The organism is Pseudooceanicola lipolyticus (assembly GCF_002786325.1).
GTDB classification, from domain to species: domain Bacteria; phylum Pseudomonadota; class Alphaproteobacteria; order Rhodobacterales; family Rhodobacteraceae; genus Pseudooceanicola_C; species Pseudooceanicola_C lipolyticus.
Genome location: NZ_PGTB01000072.1, coordinates 1 through 19,381, shown reverse-complemented (window position 1 = coordinate 19,381; position 19,381 = coordinate 1). Strand labels below are relative to the sequence as shown.

Below are 19,381 nucleotides of genomic sequence, written 5' to 3'. Positions count from 1 at the left end.
GAACGGGCGGCGGCCGACCTGCTGAAACAGGCGATCGAAGCCGGCGCGGCGCCTGTGCCGCAGGGCCATATCGCGCTGGTCGGGGCCGGGCCGGGGGCGCGCGACCTGCTGACCATGCGCGCGGTGCAGCGGCTGCAGCAGGCCGACATCATCTTCTACGACCGGCTGGTCGATCCCGAGGTGCTGGAATTGGCCCGCCGCGACGCCGACCGCGTCTATGTCGGCAAGGATGTCGGCGCCTGCGCCTGGCCGCAGCACAAGATCGACCGCCTGATCGTGGCCGAGGCGGCCAAGGGGCGGCGGGTGGTGCGGCTGAAATCCGGCGATCCGTCGATCTTCGGCCGTGCCTGCGAGGAACTGGCCGCCGCCGAGGCCGCCGGGATCGAGGTCGAGATCGTGCCCGGCATCACCGCCGCCTCGGCCGCCGCCGCCAGCCTGAAACGGCCGCTGACCGAACGCGGCGAAACCGACACGCTGGTCATCACCACCGGCACCTGCCGCCCCGGCGATGCCAGCCCCGACCGGGCGCGCCTGGCCCATCCCGGCACTGCCGTCACCTTCTACATGGCGGTGGACAAGGCTGCCGAGGTCAGCCGCGACCTGATCGCGGCGGGTGCGCCGGGCGCCTGTCCCGTCGACATCATCGCTGCGGTCAGCACGGCGCGCGAACGCCACGCCGCCACCACGCTGGACCGGCTGGCCGAGACCATTCGCGACGAAGGGCTGAAAAGCCCGGCCATCCTGTTCGTGCGCTATCCCAAATCGCTGGCCGCCGCGCGGGCGGCCTCGGCCGCCGCGTAGCGCGATTACATATGCGTCTGGGCGAATTGCCGTTCGGGCGTGTCCAGATGCGGCACCGCGTTGAACAGCACCGGCGACAGCTGTTTGCCGATCGGGAACAGCCGGTGCATCGAGGTGTTCATGATCGCCAGGGCCATCCGCGCCATCGCCGGCGTGTCCAGCCCCAGCACCTGGCGCATCACCATCGCGATCAGCCCGCCCGAGGTGACCACCAGCGCCGGGCCGTCGCCCTGGGCGATCTCGGCCAGCGCTTCGGTCACGCGGCTTTCGAAGGCGGCAAAACTTTCGGGCGGGTCGGTGAGTTCATCGTTCTGCCAGGCGTTGAAGACCTGCGGCATATGTTCGACAAAAGCTTCGCGCCCCTGTGGCACGGCGATGCCGTGCTGCTCTTCCAACAGCCGGGCCAGGTTGAAATATTCCAGCTCGTTCAACCGCGGGTCTTGCACCACCTCGCCGCCCATCGCCATCGACTCGGCGGTCTGGATGTGGCGGGTCAGGGTGCCGCAATACAGGCGGGTGTGCTGGCTTGCCGTGGTCCGCAGGTAATCGCCCAGCCAGGCCGCCTGCTGGTGCCCCAGCTCGCTCAGCCGGTCATAGCTCAGTTCGTCGCGGGCCTGGGTATTGGCCTGGCCGTGGCGGACAAGGGTGATATGGGACATGGGCACCTGTGCTCTGGTTCGGCGCCCTTCTAGGCCGCACCGGCGCCGGTGGAAAGGGCAGGCGCCACCGGCGGCGGCATTTTTCCGGCGTCAGGGGCGCCAATGGCTTCGGCGGCGACATCGCGCCGCCGATGTCCTATGGTCGCGGCAGACCCAAGGCAGGAGGCGCATCGATGATCCCCGTCAATCCGGACCGCTTTCTTCAGGATCTGCACACCCTGCGCGGCTTCGGCGCCGCCGGGCTGGGCAAGGGGGTGGTGCGCCCGGCCTTTTCCGAGGCCGATATCGCCGCGCGCAAATGGCTGGCCGCGCGCTTTGCCGAGGCCGGACTGACGCCGCATTTCGACCCGGTCGGCAACCTGTTCGGGCTGGCAGAGGGGCCATCGCTGTTGATGGGGTCACATTCCGACAGCCAGCCCGAAGGCGGCTGGCTGGACGGTGCGCTGGGGGTGATCGCGGCGCTGGAAGTGGCGCGCGCCGCGCGCGACAGCGGCGGGCCGCCGGTCTCGGTGGTGAGTTTCCAGGACGAAGAGGGCCGCTTTGGTGTCACCACCGGCAGCGCCATCTGGTCCGGCACCCTGCCGCTGGCCGAGGCCGACGCGCTGGTCGATCACGCCGGCATCGGCTTTGCCGCCGAACGGGCGAAACTGGCCGACCTGGCCGGGGATTTTGTCGATCCCGGCCGCTTTACCGGGTTTCTTGAGCTGCATATCGAACAGGGCCCGACGCTGGACAGCACCGGCGGGCAGATCGGCGTGGTCACCGATATCGTCGGCATCCGCGACATGCGCATCACCTTCGACGGTCAGCAGAACCATGCCGGCACCACGCCGATGCATCTGCGCCGCGACGCCTTCCAGGCGCTGGCCGCCTTCACCGCCGAGATCAACGCGCATTTTTCCGGCGTGGTGACACCGGCAACGGTCTGGACCATCGGGCATGTGGCCTTGCATCCCAATGCCTCGTCGATCGTGGCGGGGCGGGCGGTATTCTCGATGCAGTGGCGCGACGGCTCTGCCGAACGGCTGGATCGGATGGAAGAGATCATCCGCACGGTGGCCTCCGAAGTGGCTGATGCGCGTGACCTGTCGCTGTCCTTCGGGCCGATGCTGGGGCTGCAGCCGGTGGCGATGGACCGGCGCCTGTTCGCCGCGCTGGAGGAAGGCGCCAGGCAGGTGGCGCCGGGCCGCTGGCAGATCCTGCCCTCGGGCGCGCTGCATGACAGCACCAACCTGTCGAACCTGATGCCGGTGGCGATGCTGTTCGTGCCCTCGATCGGCGGCATCAGCCACGCCTTTGCCGAGGACACCGCCGAGGATGATCTGGTGGCAGGGCTGCGGGTGCTGGCCCACGCGGTGCCGCGCCTGTCGGGCTAGGCTCAGCTCCAGCTGACATCGCCCAGAAAGATGTAACCGGCGCCGTAGATCGTCTTGATCAGGCGCGGGTTCTTTGGATCCTCGCGCAGCTTGGTGCGCAGCCGCGAGATGCGCACATCCATCGCCCGGTCGAAACTTTCGCCTGCCGCCCCGCCCAGCGCCTCCTGCATCTGGGCGCGGCTGACCAGGCGCTTGGGGCTTTCCAGGAAGATGCGCAGCACCTCGCCCTCGGCATGGGAAAACGGCGTTTCGCGCCCGGCCTCGTCTTCCAGCGCGTAGCGGTCGAAATGCGCGGTCCAGCCGGCAAACCGCGCGGTGTTGCCGGCGGGCAGGGCCGGGCGGCCCGAGCGGATGCGCGCGCGGATGCGGGCGATCACCTCGGCCGGGTCGAAGGGCTTGGTGATATAGTCATCGGCGCCCAGTTCCAGCCCGGTCACCCGGTCCTGCACCTGCGCCCGGCCCGAGATGATGATCACCGCCGCGCCGCGTTCCAGCGCCAGCCGGTGCACCAGCGCCAGCCCGTCGGTATCGGGCAGCGACAGGTCGACGAGGCAGACATCCGGTGTGACATGGTTCAGCGCCGCCTCGAATTCGCGGGCGCGGGCAAAGGACTGGGTGCGGAACCCGGCCTCTTGCAGCACTTCGGTCAGGATGCTGCGGATCTCGGCCTCGTCATCGAGGATGGTAACCAGCGGCGCGGTCACTATTCGGCTGCCTCGGTGTGGTGCTGGGGAACCACGCCCTCGGCCTCGGCCTCGCGCCGCAGCCAGTGCCGGAAGGCCGCGATCTGCGGCTGCTCGGCCTTGGCCTGCGGGGTGGCGATGGCATAGATCGCCATCGGCCGGGTGGTGATGTCGAACAGCCGCTCAAGCCGGCCCGAGGCCAGCGTGCCCCGGACCACCGCGTCATAGGCCAGGGATACGCCCTGCTGCTGCTCGACCATCGTGGTGGACAGCTCGCAATTGGGATAGGTCGGCCCTGGCGGCAGGGTCGCGCCACCAAGGCCGGCGGCGGCAAACCATTCCGGCCAGGCATCGTCGGTCTCGTCGTAAAACAGCGTCAGCCGCAGCAGGTCCTCCGGCCGCCTGACCTGCAGCCGCTCGCGCAGCGCCGGCGCGATCACCGGATAGCGCGCCGAGGCCATCAACGGCTCGACCAGCAGGCCCGGCGTGGGCCGGTCGCTCCATTGAATGACCACATCGGCATCATTGCTGGCAAAGTCGAGCGAGGGCGCACCGTTGGAGACCCGCAGCCGGATGTCCTGCGCAAATTCCAGCCGCGGCAGGCGCGGCACCAGCCAGCGCGCGGCAAAACCCGGCGTCGACAAAACCCTCAGCACGCCCCGGTTTTCGCGGACCGCATCGGTTTCGTCCTGCATGCTGTCCAGCAGATGGGTCAGCTTCCCGGCATAGGCCGCGCCGGTCAGGGTCAGCGCGATGCGATTGCCGGACCGTTCGAACAGCTGGGTGTCGAGAAAGCCCTCCAGCGCCTTGATCTGGTGGCTGAGCGCCGAGGCGGTCAGGCACAGCTCTTCCGCCGCGGCCTTGACCGACAAGTGCCGTGCGGTGGCCTCAAAGGCCCGAACGGCGGCGAATGGCGGAAGACTGCGTCCCATCTGTCTGCCTGAACTGAGCTCATGCGAGCCTGAAAAGTGATCGTTCGGTGCCGGAATTTTTCCATCGTAGCATGGGGATGTCAAAACTCAAACCAGCATCCGGAGGGCGCCATGCCCCGACGCCAGCTTGCCGTGGCCCTTGCCACGGCCCTCGCCATCCTGTGCCCAACCCTCCTGCCCGGCCAGCCCGCCACTGCCACTCAACCGGTGGCCGAATGGCGCGACGCCGACAATATGCACGGGCTGGTGAACGCGCTGGACGACTGGCTGGACCGGCACAGCGACTGGCCCCGCCGCGCCGCCGCGCCGCATATTCGCCTGGTCAGCCCATGGGAGGCCCAGGCGCGCCAGGGCGCCTCGGGCAGTTTGCAACGGGGGCGGCTGCGCGGGCTGTATGACCCGGACAGGGCGGAAATCCTGCTGGTGCGGCCGTGGAACCCGCGGAATTCCGATGATGTCAGCGTGCTGCTGCACGAACTGGTCCACCATCGCCAGCAGCCGCATCACTGGTATTGTCCGGCGGCGCAGGAATTGTCGGCCTATCGGCTGCAGGACGCCTGGCTCGGCACCTTTGGCCAGCGCGCGGCGGTGAACTGGGTGGCCGTGGTGCTGGATGCCGGCTGTACCCCGCGCGACATTCACCCCGACTGAGCGCGCCGCAAACAGGAAATACGACCGGTCACCGGTGGGTTACTCTGCCGCCTCGGCCTGCAACAGCGCCGCCAATTCGGTGGCGCCAAAGGGTTTGCGCAGCACCGGCACGCGGGCCAGTGCCGCGCGGTGCAGAGCGTGGTCGGGCGGCAGCGAGGTCATCAGGATGCAGGGCAACCCGGTGCCGCGCACCCGTTCCAGCAGGTCCAGCCCGGTGGCGCCGCCCTGCAGCTGGATATCGCTTAGCACCAGGGCGATATCGGGCAGGTCGGCGGCGATGGCGGCGGCCTCGTCGGCCGAGGTCGCTTCGATCACCGAATAGCCCAGCCCGATCAGCATGTCGCGGAACATGGGCCGCAGATCCTCGCTGTCCTCGACCAACAGCGCCAGACCGCCCGCCACCTCGGGTGCGGCGCGGTAAGGCAGCCGCAGGGTGACGCTAGCTCCCTCGGCGGTATTGGCCCGCCGCAGGTCGCCACCGGCCAGCTTGACCATGTCATAGACCATCGACAGGCCCAGCCCCGAGCCTTCGCCGCCCTTGGTGGTGAAAAACGGCTCGACCGCCTTGGTCAGCGCATCGGGCGAGAAACCGGGGCCGGTGTCGGACACCGTGAGTTCGATCCAGGTCTGCCCAACCAGATGGGCGCTGACGATGATCTGCCCCGACGTGCCGCAGGCATCGCGGGCGTTCAGGATCAGATTCACCAGCGCGTCCTGCAACATGCCCGGATCCAGCATCAGCGGCTGGTCGGGCGTGTTGTCCAGCACCGACAACCCCACCGCCCGCGGCAGGCTGGGCGTGGCGAGCAGCTTGAGCTCGTGCAGCACCGCGTGCATGTCGGTGGGCTGCGGCCGCGGCGTGCGCTGGCCGGTCATGTCGGCGATGCGGTTCAGCAGCCGCCCGCCGCGCCGTGCGGCGGTGCGGGTCGCGGCGATCAGCTCCGAGGCGGCGGGGCCCAGCCCCATCTTGTCCAGCTTGCCCTGCATCCCGAGGATGATGGTCAGCAGGTTGGACAGGTCATGCGCCAGCCCGCTGGTCAGCTGCGCGGCGGTGGCGCGGCGGCGGCTCTGTTGCAGGGCGGTGCGGGCCTGGGTTTCCTCGGTGATGTCCATCGACAGGATATAGACCCCGCCGGCGCCGTCCGGGGTGAGTGCCGCGCGGATCCGGCGCGAGGCGTGATCCTCGGTAAATTCGAAAACCGCGCTGTCACCGGCATAGGCCGCGGCCAGGTAGGGTTCGATGGTGGGATAATTGCCGGGGCCCAGCACCTCGGCCATCTGCCGCCCGACAATATCCGAAGGGCGGCCCGGCATCACCGAATTCAGCCGCCGGTTGGAATAGGTGTAATAGCCGTCGCCGTCGACATGGGCGATATGGGCCGGCATCATCTCGGCGGTCAGCCGGGTGCGGCTTTCGATCTCGGTCAACTGGCGCTTGGTCTCTTCCAGCGCGGTGATCGTCGCCGCCAGCTCGCGGTTGGTGGCCGACAATTCCTCGGTATGGGCCAGGATCTGGCCGCTCAGCTCTTCCGAGCGGGCGCGCAGCAGCCGCTCGACCCGCTTGGTGCGCGAGATGTCGGTATAGACGGTGATCCAGCCGCCCTGCGGCAGCGGCGAGCCCTCCACCGAGATCATTCGCCCGTTCGACCGGGTGCGTTCCATGTAATGCGGTTCGAAGTCGCGGGCCTGGTCGACCCGGGTTTTGACAAAATTCTCCAAGTCGTCGACCGGCCCGTATTCACCGGTCACCGCCAGGTGGCGAATGGTATCCTCGAAGGAAGCGCCGGGGGTGGTCAGGTGCTTGGGCAGGTTGAACATGCGGCGGAACGGTTCGTTGCAGATCGCCAGCCTGAGGTCGCTGTCATAGATGCTCAGCGCCTGGCCGATCAGGTTCAGCCCGGCGGTCATCAGCGCCTGTTTCTGGCGGTCGGTCATGTCCAAGGGCGTGGTCCTCCCCTGCCATGGCTAGCATCCCGGCGCCCGCGGGCAAAGCGAAACGCCACCGCCGCCGCCGTTGTTACAATTCGTTGGAATTAGGAAAACATCAGGAAAAAGTTGACGCCGAGTGTACTGGCAGTTCTGTTGGAGGACAGAGCCGCCAAAGCGGCCGTGTGTCGGCAAAGCCGTCAGGGGAGGAGTACAACTTGTCGCAGACGCAGCCCGAGTCCCGGGCCTTTGCTTCCGTTCCGGCGTTGCTGCGCCGCAATGCTGCCAGCTTCGCGGAATCGCCGGCCTATCGCGAAAAGGAATTCGGCATCTGGCAATGCTGGAGCTGGTCCGACACCGAACAGCAGATCGAGGCGCTGGCGCTGGGCCTGCTGAACCTGGGGGTCAACCAAGGCGATTTCATCGCCATCATCGGCCGCAACCGGCCGTCGCTCTACTGGTCGATGGTCGCCGCGCAGATGGTCGGCGCGGTGCCGGTGCCGGTCTACCAGGATTCGGTCGCCGAAGAGATGGCCTATGTGCTGGATCATTGCGGCGCCCGCTTTGCGGTGGTGGGCGATCAGGAACAGGTCGACAAGATCATCGAGATCAAGGACCGGCTGACCCAGTTCGAACACCTGATCTATCTCGACCCGCGCGGCCTGCGCAAATACGACCACACCCACCTGCACCAGTTTTCCCATGTCCAGGACCAGGGCCGCGCCGCCCGCGACGAGCTGATGGGCGAATTGAAGGCCCGCGAGGCCAAGCTGGATTATGACAGCCCCTGCGTGATGCTCTACACCTCGGGCACCACCGGCAAGCCCAAGGGCGTGGTGCTGTCCAACCGCAACGTGATCGAAAGCGCCAAGTCCTCCAGCGATTTCGATACGCTGACCCGCGGCGAAGAGATCCTGGCCTATCTGCCGATGGCCTGGGTCGGCGATTTCGTCTTCTCGATCGGCCAGGCCTATTGGGCCGGGTTCTGCGTGAACTGCCCGGAATCCGAAGCGACGATGATGACCGACCTGCGCGAGATCGGGCCGACCTATTTCTTCGCGCCGCCGCGCGTCTTCGAAACGCTGCTGACCACGGTGATGATCCGGATGGAAGATGCCGGCCGGCTGAAAAAGCGCATGTTCGACCATTTCATGGCCCATGCCCGCAATGTCGGCGGCAAGATCCTGGACGGCAAGCCGGTGGGGCTGGGCGACCGGGTCAAATACGCGCTGGGCAACCTGCTGGTCTACGGGCCGCTGAAAAACACCATGGGCTTCTCGCGCATCCGCGTCGGCTATACCGCCGGCGAGGCGATCGGCCCCGAGATCTTCGATTTCTACCGGTCGCTGGGCATCAACCTGAAACAGCTTTACGGCCAGACCGAGGCGACGGTGTTCATCACCGCCCAACCCGATGGCGAGGTGCGCTCGGATACGGTGGGCGTGCCCAGCCCGGGGGTCGAGCTGAAGATCGGCGATAGCGGCGAGGTGTTCTACCGCTCGCCCGGCGTTTTCGTGGAATATTACAAGAATCCCGAAAGCACCGCGGGCACCAAGGATGCCGAAGGCTGGGTCGCCACCGGCGATGCCGGCTTTATCGAGGAGGAAACCGGCCACCTGCGCATCATCGACCGCGCCAAGGACGTGGGCAAGATGGCCGACGGCGCCATGTTCGCGCCCAAATATGTCGAGAACAAACTGAAATTCTTCCCCAATATCCTGGAGGCGGTGGTCTTCGGCAATGGCCGCAGCGAATGCACCGCCTTTATCAACATCGACCTGAACGCGGTGGGCAACTGGGCCGAACGCAACAATATCGCCTATTCCTCCTACCAGGAACTGGCCGGTCATCCCCGGGTGCTGGAAACCGTCCAGGACCATGTCGAGGAGGTCAACCGCTCGGTCGCCGAGGATCCGATGCTGGCGGGCTGCCAGGTGCATCGCTTCGTGGTGCTGCACAAGGAACTGGACGCCGATGATGGCGAACTGACCCGCACCCGCAAGGTGCGCCGCCGGATCATCGAGGACAAATACGCCGATATCATCGAGGCGCTGTATGACGGCTCGGACCGCGTCAGCACCCGCACCGAAGTGACCTATGAGGATGGCCGCAAGGGTGCGATCAGCGCCACGCTGGAGATCCGCAAGGCGGCGGTGGTGCCGGTCAGCGCCAAGCCGATGGCGGCGGAATGACCGGTGGCGGCGCAGGTGGCGGGGCCGGTTTTGTGAGTATGTGCATGAAGAGGAAGGGCAGGGCGGCGTGCTGGATGTAAGCGAAGGCTATACCACCGCGGATGGCCGCAAGATCGGCGGCGTGGTGATGGAGATGAAGAACATCACCCTGCGCTTTGGCGGCGTGGTGGCGATCGAGGACATCTCCTTCGACATCCGCGAGGGCGAGATCCGCGCCATCATCGGCCCCAACGGTGCCGGCAAATCCTCGATGCTGAACGTGATCTCGGGATTTTACGTGCCGCAGGAGGGCGAGGTCTGGTTCCGCGGCAAGAAACGGCCGCCGATGAAACCCTACGAGGTGGCGCGCCAGGGCATCGCCCGCACTTTCCAGAACATCGCCCTGTTCGAGGGCATGTCGGTGCTGGACAACGTGATGACCGGGCGGCTGACCCATATGAAATCCGGCCTGCTGTCGCAGGCGATCTGGAAGGGCCGGGCCGAGGCCGAAGAGGTCGCCAACCGCGAGATGGCCGAGCGGATCATCGATTTCCTCGAGATCCAGTCGATCCGCAAGACACCGGTGGCGCGGCTGCCCTACGGGCTGAAAAAGCGGGTGGAACTGGCCCGTGCGCTGGCGGCCGAACCCAAGCTGCTGCTGCTGGACGAACCGATGGCCGGCATGAACGTGGAGGAGAAGGAGGACATGAGCCGCTTCATCCTCGACGTGAATGATGAATTCGGCACCACCATCGCGCTGATCGAACATGACATGGGCGTGGTGATGGACCTGTCGGACCGGGTGGTGGTGATGGATTACGGCAAAAAGATCGGCGACGGCCCGCCCGACGAGGTGCGCCGCAACCAGGAGGTGATCGATGCCTATCTGGGGGTGGCGCATGACTGAGCGGGACACAGCGACATTCGGGGGGACATATGCCTGACCAGCTTCTCTTTGCCATCGAGGTGACGATCAACGGGCTGATGGCCGGGGTGCTTTACGCGCTGGTGGCGCTGGGCTTCGTGCTGATCTTCAAGGCCTCGGGCATCTTCAACTATGCCCAGGGGGTGATGGCGCTGTTCGCGGCGGCGACGCTGGTGGGGATCATGGACGGCCAGGTGCCGTTTTCGCATCTGATCAACGCCATCTTCGGCACCGACCTGCATCATTTCGGCTGGCATCTGAACGCGGTGGTGGCGATCCTGCTGACCACCGGGGTGATGATCCTGCTGGCCTGGCTGGTGCAGCGGCTGGTGATGCGCCACCTGGTCAACCAGGAACCGATCATCCTGTTCATGGCGACGATCGGGCTGGCCTATTTCCTCGAAGGTCTTTCGGACCTGATGTGGGGTTCCGAGATCAAGACGCTGGATGTCGGCATCCCGCAGGGCATCAACGAAACCATCGACCAGATCACCTTCGAGGCGTTTGGCTACGGCTTTTTCATCGACAACCTGGACATCATCGCCACGGTGATCGCGGCGCTGCTGGTGCTGGCGCTGATGGCGTTCAGCCAATACACCCGCGAGGGCCGGGCGCTGCGGGCGGTGGCCGACGACCACCAGGCGGCGCTGTCGGTGGGCATTTCGCTGAATTTCATCTGGGTGCTGGTCTGGTCGCTGGCGGGCTTCGTGGCGCTGGTGGCCGGCATCATGTGGGGCGCCAAGTCGGGGGTGCAGTTCTCGCTCAGCCTGATCGCGCTCAAGGCGCTGCCGGTGCTGATGCTGGGCGGCTTCACCTCGATCCCCGGCGCCATTGTCGGCGGGCTGATCATCGGGGTCGGCGAGAAACTGTTCGAATTCCTGCTGGGCCCGATGCTGGGCGGCGCCACCGAAAACTGGTTCGCCTATGTGCTGGCGCTGCTGTTCCTGGTGTTCCGGCCGCAGGGCCTGTTCGGCGAACGTATCATCGAAAGGGTGTGACCATGGCGACAGGCGCAACTGAAATGGGGGCAGGGCGATGATTTACCGCGAGGCCGGCGATTTCCACACCAGCTATACCGGGGACGGGCAGACCTTCCCGATCCGCTTCGACCGCTACCGGTACTATGCGGTGCTGGCGGTGGCCTTCCTGGTGGTGCCGTTCCTGATCAACGATTACTGGGCCAACGCGCTCCTGCTGCCCTTCCTGATCTATGCCATCGCCGCCATCGGGCTGAACATCCTGACCGGCTATTGCGGCCAGGTCAGCCTGGGCACCGGCGGGTTCATGGCGGTGGGCGCCTATGCCTGTTACAAGCTGATGACCGCCTTTCCCGAGGTGAACATCTTCTTCCACGTCATCCTGGCCGGCGGCATCACCGCCGGGGTCGGGGTGCTGTTCGGCCTGCCCAGCCTGCGCATCAAAGGTTTTTACCTGGCGGTGGCGACGCTGGCGGCGCAGTTCTTCCTGGTCTGGCTGTTCAACCGGGTGCCGTGGTTCTACAACTATTCCGCCTCGGGCCAGATCAGCGCGCCCGAGCGCACGGTGTTCGGCATCGAGGTGACCGGCCCCAATACCGAGGCCTGGGCGACCTATCTGTTCTGCCTGGTGTTCTGCGTGGTCAGCGCCATCATCGCCCGCAACCTGACGCGCGGCAGGCTGGGCCGCAGTTGGATGGCGATCCGCGACATGGACATCGCCGCCGAGATCATCGGGGTGAACCCGCTGCGCGCCAAGCTCAGCGCCTTTGCCATCTCGTCGTTTTTCGTCGGCGTCTCGGGGGCGCTGTTCTTCGCGGTCTACCTGGGCGCGGTCGAGGTGGGCGAGGTGTTCGGCATCCAGAAATCGTTCCTGGTGCTGTTCATGGTGATCATCGGCGGGCTGGGCTCGATCTTCGGCTCGTTTGCCGGGGCGGCCTTCCTGGTGCTGCTGCCGGTGGCGCTCAAGGTGCTGGGGGTCGACATGATGGGCTGGCCCACCGACATCGTTGCGCATTTCCAGCTGCTGATCGTGGGCGGTCTGATCGTGACCTTCCTGATCCTGGAACCGCACGGGTTGGCGCAGCTGTGGCGCGTCGCCAAGGAGAAACTCAGACTGTGGCCCTTCCCGCATTGAGGTGGGGCGCGGAACCCGGCGGGGCCTGCCCCGCCATCATCCATCGGACAAGAACAACAGGGAGGATCTGACCCGATGACACTGAAACTCGCAACGCTGGCGCTGGGCGCCGTGCTGGCCGCCGGGCCGGCGCTGGCGGATCTGGTGATGCCCAGCCTCAGCTATCGCACCGGCCCCTATGCGGCGAACGGGATCCCGTTTGCCGATGGCTATGCCGATTACTTCACCCTGCTGAACGAACGCGATGGCGGCATCGGCGGCGAGATGGTGCGGCTGATCGAATGCGAAACCGGCTATAACACCGAAAAAGGCGTCGAATGTTATGAATCGACCAAGGGCGAAGGCGCGCTGGTCTATCAGCCGTTGTCGACCGGTATCACCTATCAGCTGATCCCCAAAGGCACCGCCGACGGCATCCCGATCCATTCCATGGGCTATGGCCGCACCTCGGCGGCCAATGGCAAGGTGTTCGAATGGGTGTTCAACTATCCCGCCACCTATTGGGACGGCGCCTCGATCGCGGTCAAACATATCCAGAGCCTGGAGGGCGAGGATCTGAGCGGCAAGAAGATCGCGCTGGTCTATCACAACTCGGCCTATGGCAAGGAACCGATCCGCACGCTGGAGGAGCTGTCGAAGAAACACGGCTATGAACTGTCGCTGCTGCCGGTCGATCATCCGGGCCAGGAACAGAAAAGCCAGTGGCTGCAGATCCGCCGCGAAAAGCCCGACTATGTGATGATGTGGGGCTGGGGCGTGATGAACCAGGTGGCGATCCAGGAGGCCGCGAATATCCGCTTTCCGATGGATCATTTCATCGGCATCTGGTGGTCCGGCTCGGAGAATGACGTGATCCCGGTGGGCGAGGGTGCCAATGGCTACAAGGCGCTGGCGCTGGCCAATCCCGGCGATCACTACCCGATCTACGAGGATCTGAAGAAACATGTCTACGATACCGGCAAGGCGGCTGGTGCCGGGGACCAGGCCGGCACCGTGCTGTATAACCGGGGCATGTATGCGGCGCTGCTGGCCGCCGAGGCGGTGAAGGCGGCGCAGGAGATACACGGCACCGCCGATATCACGCCGGCGATGATGCGCGACGGCATGGAGGCGCTGGAAATCACCGAGGCGACGATGACGTCGCTGGGCCTGCCCGATTTCGGACCGGAATTCGCGGTTGATTGTGGCAATCACGGCGGCTCGGGCCTGGGCAAGGTGCAGCAGTGGAACGCCGCGGAAGGCACCTGGGACGTGATCACCGACTGGATCGCCTCGGACCGCGAAATTATCGATCCGCTGATCGCCGAGGATTCGGCGGCCTATGCGGCGGAAAACAATATCGCGGAACGCTGCAACTGATCCCAACCGCAGGTCCGTGCCCAAGCGGACCTGCGGCGGCGCGGTGGTGACGCCGCGCCGCCACTTCCACCCCGGCCCGAAGCCGGACCAGAGATATAAGAACGGATTGCCATGCTGGACACCGCCGCACATCAGGAGACCACCACCGAAACCCTGCTGGAGGTCAGCAATATCGAGGTGATCTACAACCATGTGATCCTCGTTCTGAAAGGCGTCAGCCTGAAAGTGCCCAAGGGCGGCATCACCGCGCTGCTGGGCGGCAACGGCGCCGGCAAGACCACCACGCTCAAGGCCATTTCCAACCTGCTGCGCTCGGAACGCGGCGAGGTGACCAAGGGTTCGATCCGCTATCGCGGCGAGGCGGTGCACGCCGCCGATCCGGCCGAACTGGTGCGGCGCGGCGTGATCCAGGTGATGGAAGGCCGCCATTGTTTCGAACATCTGACGGTCGAGGAAAACCTGCTGACCGGATTTTACACCCGCAAGGCCGGCAAGGGCGAAATGGAGGCCGATCTCGACAAGGTCTATTCCTATTTCCCCCGGCTCAAGGAGCGGCGCAAAAGCCAGGCGGGCTATACCTCGGGCGGCGAGCAGCAGATGTGCGCCATCGGCCGGGCGATGATGGCCAAGCCGGAAACCATCCTGCTGGACGAACCCTCGATGGGACTGGCGCCGCAGCTGGTCGAGGAAATCTTCGGCATCGTGAAGAACCTGAACGAACAGGAGGGCGTGTCCTTCCTGCTGGCGGAACAGAACACCAATGTTGCCCTGCGCTTTGCCCATTACGGCTATATCCTCGAATCCGGCCGCGTGGTGATGGACGGCCCGGCCAAGAACCTGCGCGAAAACCCGGATGTGAAGGAATTCTACCTCGGCATGTCGGACGAGGGGCGCAAGTCGTTCCGCGACGTGCGCTCGTACCGCCGGCGCAAGCGGTGGCTGTCATGACCCGGTCGGGCGCCAGCCGGTGGCCCGGACGGTCGGTGAAACAGAGCGAATTACAGGAAGGGGGCGATCGTGGACCGGTATTATGATGCTCTGGAAACCCGCAGCGCCGATCAGCGCGCCGCCGATCTGGCGCAGGCCCTGCCTCGGCAGATCGCCCGCGCCCAGGCGCTGCCGGGCTATGCCGAGACCCTGAAACATGTCGACCCGCAGGCGATCACCTCGGTGGCTGACCTTGCAAGCCTGCCGGTGCTGCGCAAATCCAGCCTGGGCAAGGCGCAGGCGGCGCAGCCGCCATTCGGCGGCTATTCGGTGAAACCGGCGGCGCAATTCGCCCATATCTTCCAATCGCCGGGCCCGATCTACGAACCCGGCGGCATCGACCGCGACTGGTGGCGCATCGGCCGGGTGCTGCACGCCGCCGGGATCGGGCCGGGTGACATCGTGCAGAACTGTTTCGGCTATCACCTGACCCCGGCCGGGATGATCTTTGAAAGCGGCGCGCGCGCCGTCGGCGCCGCGGTGCTGCCCGCCGGCACCGGCCAGACCGAATTGCAGGTCACCGCCGCGCGCGATATCGGCAGCACCGTCTATGCCGGCACGCCGGATTACCTGAAGGTGATCCTGGACAAGGCCGACGAGATGGGCGTGCAACTGGCGATCACCAAGGCGGCGGTCGGGGGCGGGGCGCTGTTCCCGTCGCTGCGCCAGGATTACAAGGATCGCGGCATTCTCTGCCTGCAATCCTATGCCACCGCCGACCTGGGCAACATCGCTTATGAAAGCCCGGCGATGGAGGGGATGATCGCCGATGAGCATGTGGTGATCGAAATCGTCACCCCCGGCACCGGCGACCCGGTCGCCCCCGGCGAGGTGGGCGAGGTGGTGGTGACCACGCTGAACCCCGATTACCCGCTGATCCGCTTTGCCACAGGCGATCTCAGCGCGGTGATGGACGGCATCAGCCCCTGCGGGCGGACAAATATGCGCATCAAGGGCTGGATGGGGCGCGCCGACCAGACCGCCAAGATCAAGGGCATGTTCATCCGCCCCGAACAGGTGGCGGCGCTGGTGGCCAAACATGCCGAGATCGTCAAGGCCCGCGTCATCGCCCGCCGCGAGGGCGACATGGACACCATGACCGTCCAGGTCGAGGCGCCGGGCAACGATGGCTCGGCCTATGCCCGCACCGTTGCCGACGTGCTGAAGCTGAAAGGCGTGATCGAGGTGGTGGCGCCCGGCTCGCTGCCGAAAGACGGGCTGGTGATCGAGGATCAGCGCAAATACGACTGAGGCATGGCGCTGCCTCAGGGCCGGAAATCGGCGCCGTACAGGTTTGTCGGGATGCCTTGGCCGGTGGCCACCATGGCGCCCAGCCGCCCCAGCTCGTCGGCACATTTTGCCCCGACCCCGTTGCCGCCGGTCAGCGCGACGATGCGGTCGGTCTGCGGATAGATCAGAGGTTTGCCCGTCGGCGTAAAGGCGGTGACACAGCTGTCATGGCTGATCGCCCGGTATCTGAGATCCGGCATCAGGGTCTGCAGCGCCTCGGCCAGTTGCGCGCTGACCTCGGGGCTGCCGCCGCTGCGGAACCATTCCTTGATCTCGGCGGTGCCGTGCAATTCCACGTCCACCGGATCGCCGCCCAGCTTGATCCGGATGGTGCCGTCAGGATAGGCCACCGGCGGCAGGACATAGATATGTAGTCCCGGTGCTGGCGCGTCGTAGATCAGCGATGGCATCGCGGCCAGCCGCGCCGCCTCTTCGGCGTCGATCTCGAAAAAGCTGATGGTGCGGGCATAGACGGTGAGCGGGATCGGCTGCGGCAACAGCGCCTGCGACTTCGAAAAGCCGCCGCAGGCAATCACCACCCGGTCGGCCCGCAATACGGTGCCATCGGCGCAGTGCACCGCGGCATGACCGGCCTGTTCCTCGACCCGTGCCACTTCGGCCCGGTGGTGTTTCGCCCCCTGTGCCTCGGCCAGGGCGATCTGGGCACGGATATGGGCACGCGGGTTCAGCCACCCGGCTTGGCTTGCCTCGAACAGCGCCTCGATACCGTCGGGAAAGGCGAAAAACGGGAAACGTCCGCTCAGCGCCTCCCCCGCCAGGGACTCGAACCCGACCGCCTGCGCGGTTCCCACCGCGCGCACATCGTGCAGAAACTCCGCCGCCGCGCCGCTCTGCGGACCCGCGATCAGCGATCCTGCCTCTTCGAAAAAGCGGATGCCGCTGCGCTGCTCCAACGCGCGATAGCGCTCGATCGCGGCGGCGGCGATCTTGGCCCATCCGGCATCGGCGTCCAGCTTGCGGGTGATCCGTGCCTGATCGTAATGGCTGGCAAACACGCCGTCATGGCTGGATTTGTCCGTGGGTTCCCCGGGACCGACCAGCGCGACATCGACACCCATTTCGGCCAGGTGGCGGGCCGCCGCGCTGCCCATCAGCCCGGCGCCAACCACGATCACCTCGAACTGGTCTGCCATGTGCCGCTCTCTCCCTCGGTTGGTGCCACGCGTTATGGGTCGCGGCGCGCCGGGGCGCAACGGGCCGCGCGCGCAGCGGGCAGAAAATGGGCAAAGCGCAGGGTGCAGAACGGCAAAAGCGGCCAGATCCATCGACATCTGCTGCTTGCCGTTGAACGGTGCGGCATCACGGTCCGGGACGTCACATGAAATTGCCGCATCATCATCGCTATGGCTATTCCGACATCGCCAGCCGCGCCGACTTCAACTGGCCGGGTGGCCGGCGGCTGGCGGTGTATCTGGGGCTGAACGCCGAGGTTTTCGCCTATGGCAGCGGTCTGGGGGCCGAGCTGGCGCCGGGCGGCCCGCAGCCCGACGTGCTGAACTATGCCTGGCGCGACTATGGCAACCGGGTCGGGCTGCCGCGCCTGCGCGAAATGTTCGACCGTCTCGGACTGCCCTGCACGGTGCTGGCCAACAGCGCGGTCTATACCGAATGCCCCGGCCTGATCGAAAGCTTTCGCGCGCGCGGAGACGAGATTGCCGGCCACGGCCGCAGCAATGCCGAGCGCCAGGGCATATTGACCGAGGCCGAGGAAACGGCGCTGATTGCCGAGGCAACCGCCACGCTGGCCGAACAGGAGGGCAGGGCGCCGGCCGGCTGGCTTGGCCCGTGGATTTCACAAAGTGCGGTCACCCCCGATCTGCTGCACGAGGCGGGATACAGCTATGTGCTGGACTGGTGCCATGATGACCAACCGGTCTGGATGACCACGCGAACCGGGCGGATCCTGTCGGTGCCCTATCCGCAGGAACTGAACGACATACCGCAGATCGTCGCCCGCAAACGCGAAGCGCGCGAGTTTGCCGAGATGATCCGCGACGCCTTCGACCTGATGTTGGCGGAAAGCGCCCGGCGGCCCTTGGTCATGGGCATCGCGCTGCATGGTTATCTGATGGGGCAGGCGCATCGCGCCGGCCCGTTGGAAGAAGCGCTGCGCTATATGCAGGAGCGCGGGGGCGACCGGGTCTGGTTCACCACCGCCGGCGCCATCGCCGAAGCCTTTGCCGACCGGCCCTGAAACGAGGCGTCTACAGTCCGGAAAGGGGTTCGAACCCGCCAAAGATCATCCGCATACCGTCAAACGGCATCGGGTTTTGATCCGGCGCGCAGCGCGGATCCTTCATCATCTGCTCCATCCCGGCATCGCGGGTGGGCTTGTCCGGCCAGATCACCCAGCCAAAGCAGACGGTTTCGTCTTTCTCGGCCTTCACCGCCATCGGGAACGAGGTCACCTTGCCCTCGGGCACGTCATCACCCCAGCAATCGACAACCTGCTGCGCCCCGCAGTCTTTCATCACCTGGCCCATCAGCTTGCAGAAGGCGATATAGTCTTGTTTCTTCGCCGTCGGCACCGCCGCGACAAACCCGTCGATATAACTCATGCGTTGTCCTCCTTGCCCTCATACGCCGCCTCCAGCGCGGCGACATCCAGCTTCACCATCTTTAGCATCGCGGCATAAACCCGCTGTGACGCGGCCGCATCGGCATCGAACATCAGCTCGCTCAGCCGCCGGGGCACGATCTGCCAGGACAGGCCATAGCGGTCGGTGATCCAGCCGCATTGCACCTCGGTGCCGCCGTGATCCAGGATCGCCTGCCACAGCCGGTCGGTCTCGGCCTGGTCTTCGGTGCGCACCACGATCGAGGCGGCCGAGCTGTGCGGCATCTCTTGCCCGCCGTTCAACGCCGAATAGGGCACGCCATCCAGGCTGAAATGCACCAGCACCGGCGGCGCGCCGGGGCCGGGGCGGTCGACGCTTTCGATACTGCTGTTGGGAATGATCGAGGTATAGAACTGTGCCGCCTCTTCGGCCTCGGTCTTGTACCACAGGCAGGTGCGAATCCGGCTCATCGGCTTTGCTCCTTCAGGGGGCGGCTGGGTGCCAGGGTCGCGCCCGCCAGATTGACCATGATCTGCATCTTCCGATTCCCTCTCCCATCTGGCCTGAGTCCTATTTGACATTTATGTTGATATCAACCTATATTTGACCATGCGACAAGACCTGCCGATCACCATCACTCACGAAGTGCGCGACCGCTGCCTGTGCCTGCATTTGCAGCGGGCCGCGCGCGCCATCGGCCGGCGGTTTGACGAGGCGCTGCGCGAGTCCGGGCTCAGCCACGGGCAGTTCTCGCTGCTGATGGCGCTGAACCGCCCCGACCCGCCGGCGCTGGGCGCGGTGGCGCAGCTGCTGGCGATGGACCGCACCACGCTGACCGCCAACCTGAAACCGCTGGAACGGCGCGGGCTGGTGCAGGTCGAACCCGACACGCAAGACCGGCGCAGCCGCCGGCTGCGCCTGACGGAGGCG

The 19,381-nt window shown here is 66.0% G+C and carries 19 protein-coding genes; 12 read left to right on the top strand and 7 right to left on the bottom strand.

Features of this window, described 5'->3' with window-relative positions:
• Positions 1-54: 54 nt before the first annotated feature.
• Complete coding sequence (gene cobA, locus CVM52_RS15510) at positions 55-801, top strand: uroporphyrinogen-III C-methyltransferase (protein ID WP_240620978.1); 747 nt, start codon at positions 55-57, stop codon at positions 799-801.
• A 5-nt stretch (positions 802-806) separates the two neighbouring features.
• Here the strand turns inward: cobA and CVM52_RS15505 are convergent, their stop codons facing one another.
• Entirely contained in the window at positions 807-1,460 is a 654-nt protein-coding gene (locus tag CVM52_RS15505) for a histidine phosphatase family protein (protein ID WP_100163391.1), read from the bottom strand.
• 173 nt (positions 1,461-1,633) lie between these two features.
• Between CVM52_RS15505 and CVM52_RS15500 the strand changes: the two genes are divergently transcribed.
• Positions 1,634-2,836, top strand: a complete 1,203-nt coding sequence (locus CVM52_RS15500) for a hydantoinase/carbamoylase family amidase (RefSeq protein ID WP_100163393.1) — start codon at positions 1,634-1,636, stop codon at positions 2,834-2,836.
• Positions 2,837-2,838: 2 nt separating this feature from the next.
• On the opposite strand, the gene CVM52_RS15495 is transcribed toward CVM52_RS15500, so the two are convergent.
• Together CVM52_RS15495 and CVM52_RS15490 are read right to left on the bottom strand one after the other, a co-directional pair.
• Positions 2,839-3,540, bottom strand: a complete 702-nt coding sequence (locus CVM52_RS15495) for a response regulator transcription factor (protein ID WP_100163390.1) — start codon at positions 3,538-3,540, stop codon at positions 2,839-2,841.
• Complete coding sequence (locus CVM52_RS15490) at positions 3,540-4,451, bottom strand: LysR substrate-binding domain-containing protein (protein WP_100163389.1); 912 nt, start codon at positions 4,449-4,451, stop codon at positions 3,540-3,542. Before CVM52_RS15490 ends, CVM52_RS15495 begins: the two co-directional genes overlap by 1 nt.
• Positions 4,452-4,562: 111 nt before the next feature.
• Here CVM52_RS15490 and CVM52_RS15485 point away from each other — a divergent pair, with 111 nt between their 5' ends.
• The gene (locus CVM52_RS15485) at positions 4,563-5,102 is read left to right on the top strand and encodes a DUF6647 family protein (RefSeq protein WP_100163388.1); all 540 of its coding nucleotides are present in this window, start codon (positions 4,563-4,565) and stop codon (positions 5,100-5,102) included.
• A gap of 39 nt (positions 5,103-5,141) precedes the next feature.
• Here CVM52_RS15485 and CVM52_RS15480 read toward each other — a convergent pair whose 3' ends face one another.
• Positions 5,142-7,037, bottom strand: coding sequence for a hybrid sensor histidine kinase/response regulator (locus CVM52_RS15480; RefSeq protein WP_100163387.1), 1,896 nt, complete (start codon positions 7,035-7,037; stop codon positions 5,142-5,144).
• A 209-nt stretch (positions 7,038-7,246) separates the two neighbouring features.
• Here CVM52_RS15480 and CVM52_RS15475 point away from each other — a divergent pair, with 209 nt between their 5' ends.
• The 7 genes from CVM52_RS15475 (at position 7,247) to CVM52_RS15445 (ending at position 15,833) form a co-directional block, all read left to right on the top strand.
• Positions 7,247-9,220 carry an AMP-binding protein gene (locus CVM52_RS15475; protein WP_100163386.1) on the top strand — a complete coding sequence of 658 codons (1,974 nt, stop codon included), beginning with the start codon at positions 7,247-7,249 and terminating at the stop codon, positions 9,218-9,220.
• 67 nt (positions 9,221-9,287) lie between these two features.
• Positions 9,288-10,106: an ABC transporter ATP-binding protein gene (locus tag CVM52_RS15470; RefSeq protein WP_100163392.1), complete on the top strand. Its 819-nt coding sequence runs from the start codon at positions 9,288-9,290 to the stop codon at positions 10,104-10,106.
• A gap of 29 nt (positions 10,107-10,135) precedes the next feature.
• On the top strand, positions 10,136-11,122 hold the full coding sequence (locus tag CVM52_RS15465; RefSeq protein ID WP_100163385.1) for a branched-chain amino acid ABC transporter permease: 987 nt from the start codon (positions 10,136-10,138) through the stop codon (positions 11,120-11,122).
• A 37-nt stretch (positions 11,123-11,159) separates the two neighbouring features.
• Positions 11,160-12,236 (top strand): branched-chain amino acid ABC transporter permease, encoded by a 1,077-nt coding sequence (locus CVM52_RS15460; RefSeq protein WP_100163384.1) that lies wholly within the window; start codon positions 11,160-11,162, stop codon positions 12,234-12,236.
• Positions 12,237-12,311: 75 nt separating this feature from the next.
• Positions 12,312-13,595, top strand: a complete 1,284-nt coding sequence (locus tag CVM52_RS15455) for an ABC transporter substrate-binding protein (RefSeq protein WP_100163383.1) — start codon at positions 12,312-12,314, stop codon at positions 13,593-13,595.
• Between the two features lie 111 nt (positions 13,596-13,706).
• On the top strand, positions 13,707-14,543 hold the full coding sequence (locus tag CVM52_RS15450) for an ABC transporter ATP-binding protein (protein ID WP_100163382.1): 837 nt from the start codon (positions 13,707-13,709) through the stop codon (positions 14,541-14,543).
• Between the two features lie 69 nt (positions 14,544-14,612).
• Positions 14,613-15,833 carry a phenylacetate--CoA ligase family protein gene (locus CVM52_RS15445; RefSeq protein ID WP_370303862.1) on the top strand — a complete coding sequence of 407 codons (1,221 nt, stop codon included), beginning with the start codon at positions 14,613-14,615 and terminating at the stop codon, positions 15,831-15,833.
• A 14-nt stretch (positions 15,834-15,847) separates the two neighbouring features.
• Here the strand turns inward: CVM52_RS15445 and CVM52_RS15440 are convergent, their stop codons facing one another.
• Positions 15,848-17,026 (bottom strand): NAD(P)/FAD-dependent oxidoreductase, encoded by a 1,179-nt coding sequence (locus tag CVM52_RS15440; protein ID WP_100163380.1) that lies wholly within the window; start codon positions 17,024-17,026, stop codon positions 15,848-15,850.
• Between the two features lie 185 nt (positions 17,027-17,211).
• Here CVM52_RS15440 and CVM52_RS15435 point away from each other — a divergent pair, with 185 nt between their 5' ends.
• Complete coding sequence (locus CVM52_RS15435) at positions 17,212-18,087, top strand: polysaccharide deacetylase family protein (RefSeq protein ID WP_100163379.1); 876 nt, start codon at positions 17,212-17,214, stop codon at positions 18,085-18,087.
• Between the two features lie 10 nt (positions 18,088-18,097).
• On the opposite strand, the gene CVM52_RS15430 is transcribed toward CVM52_RS15435, so the two are convergent.
• Positions 18,098-18,451, bottom strand: coding sequence for a DUF1428 domain-containing protein (locus CVM52_RS15430; protein ID WP_100163378.1), 354 nt, complete (start codon positions 18,449-18,451; stop codon positions 18,098-18,100).
• Positions 18,448-18,921 carry a VOC family protein gene (locus CVM52_RS15425; protein ID WP_100163377.1) on the bottom strand — a complete coding sequence of 158 codons (474 nt, stop codon included), beginning with the start codon at positions 18,919-18,921 and terminating at the stop codon, positions 18,448-18,450. Before CVM52_RS15425 ends, CVM52_RS15430 begins: the two co-directional genes overlap by 4 nt.
• 139 nt (positions 18,922-19,060) lie before the next feature.
• Here CVM52_RS15425 and CVM52_RS15420 point away from each other — a divergent pair.
• On the top strand, positions 19,061-19,381 hold a 321-nt coding region (locus CVM52_RS15420), incomplete at its 3' end, for a MarR family winged helix-turn-helix transcriptional regulator (RefSeq protein ID WP_100163376.1).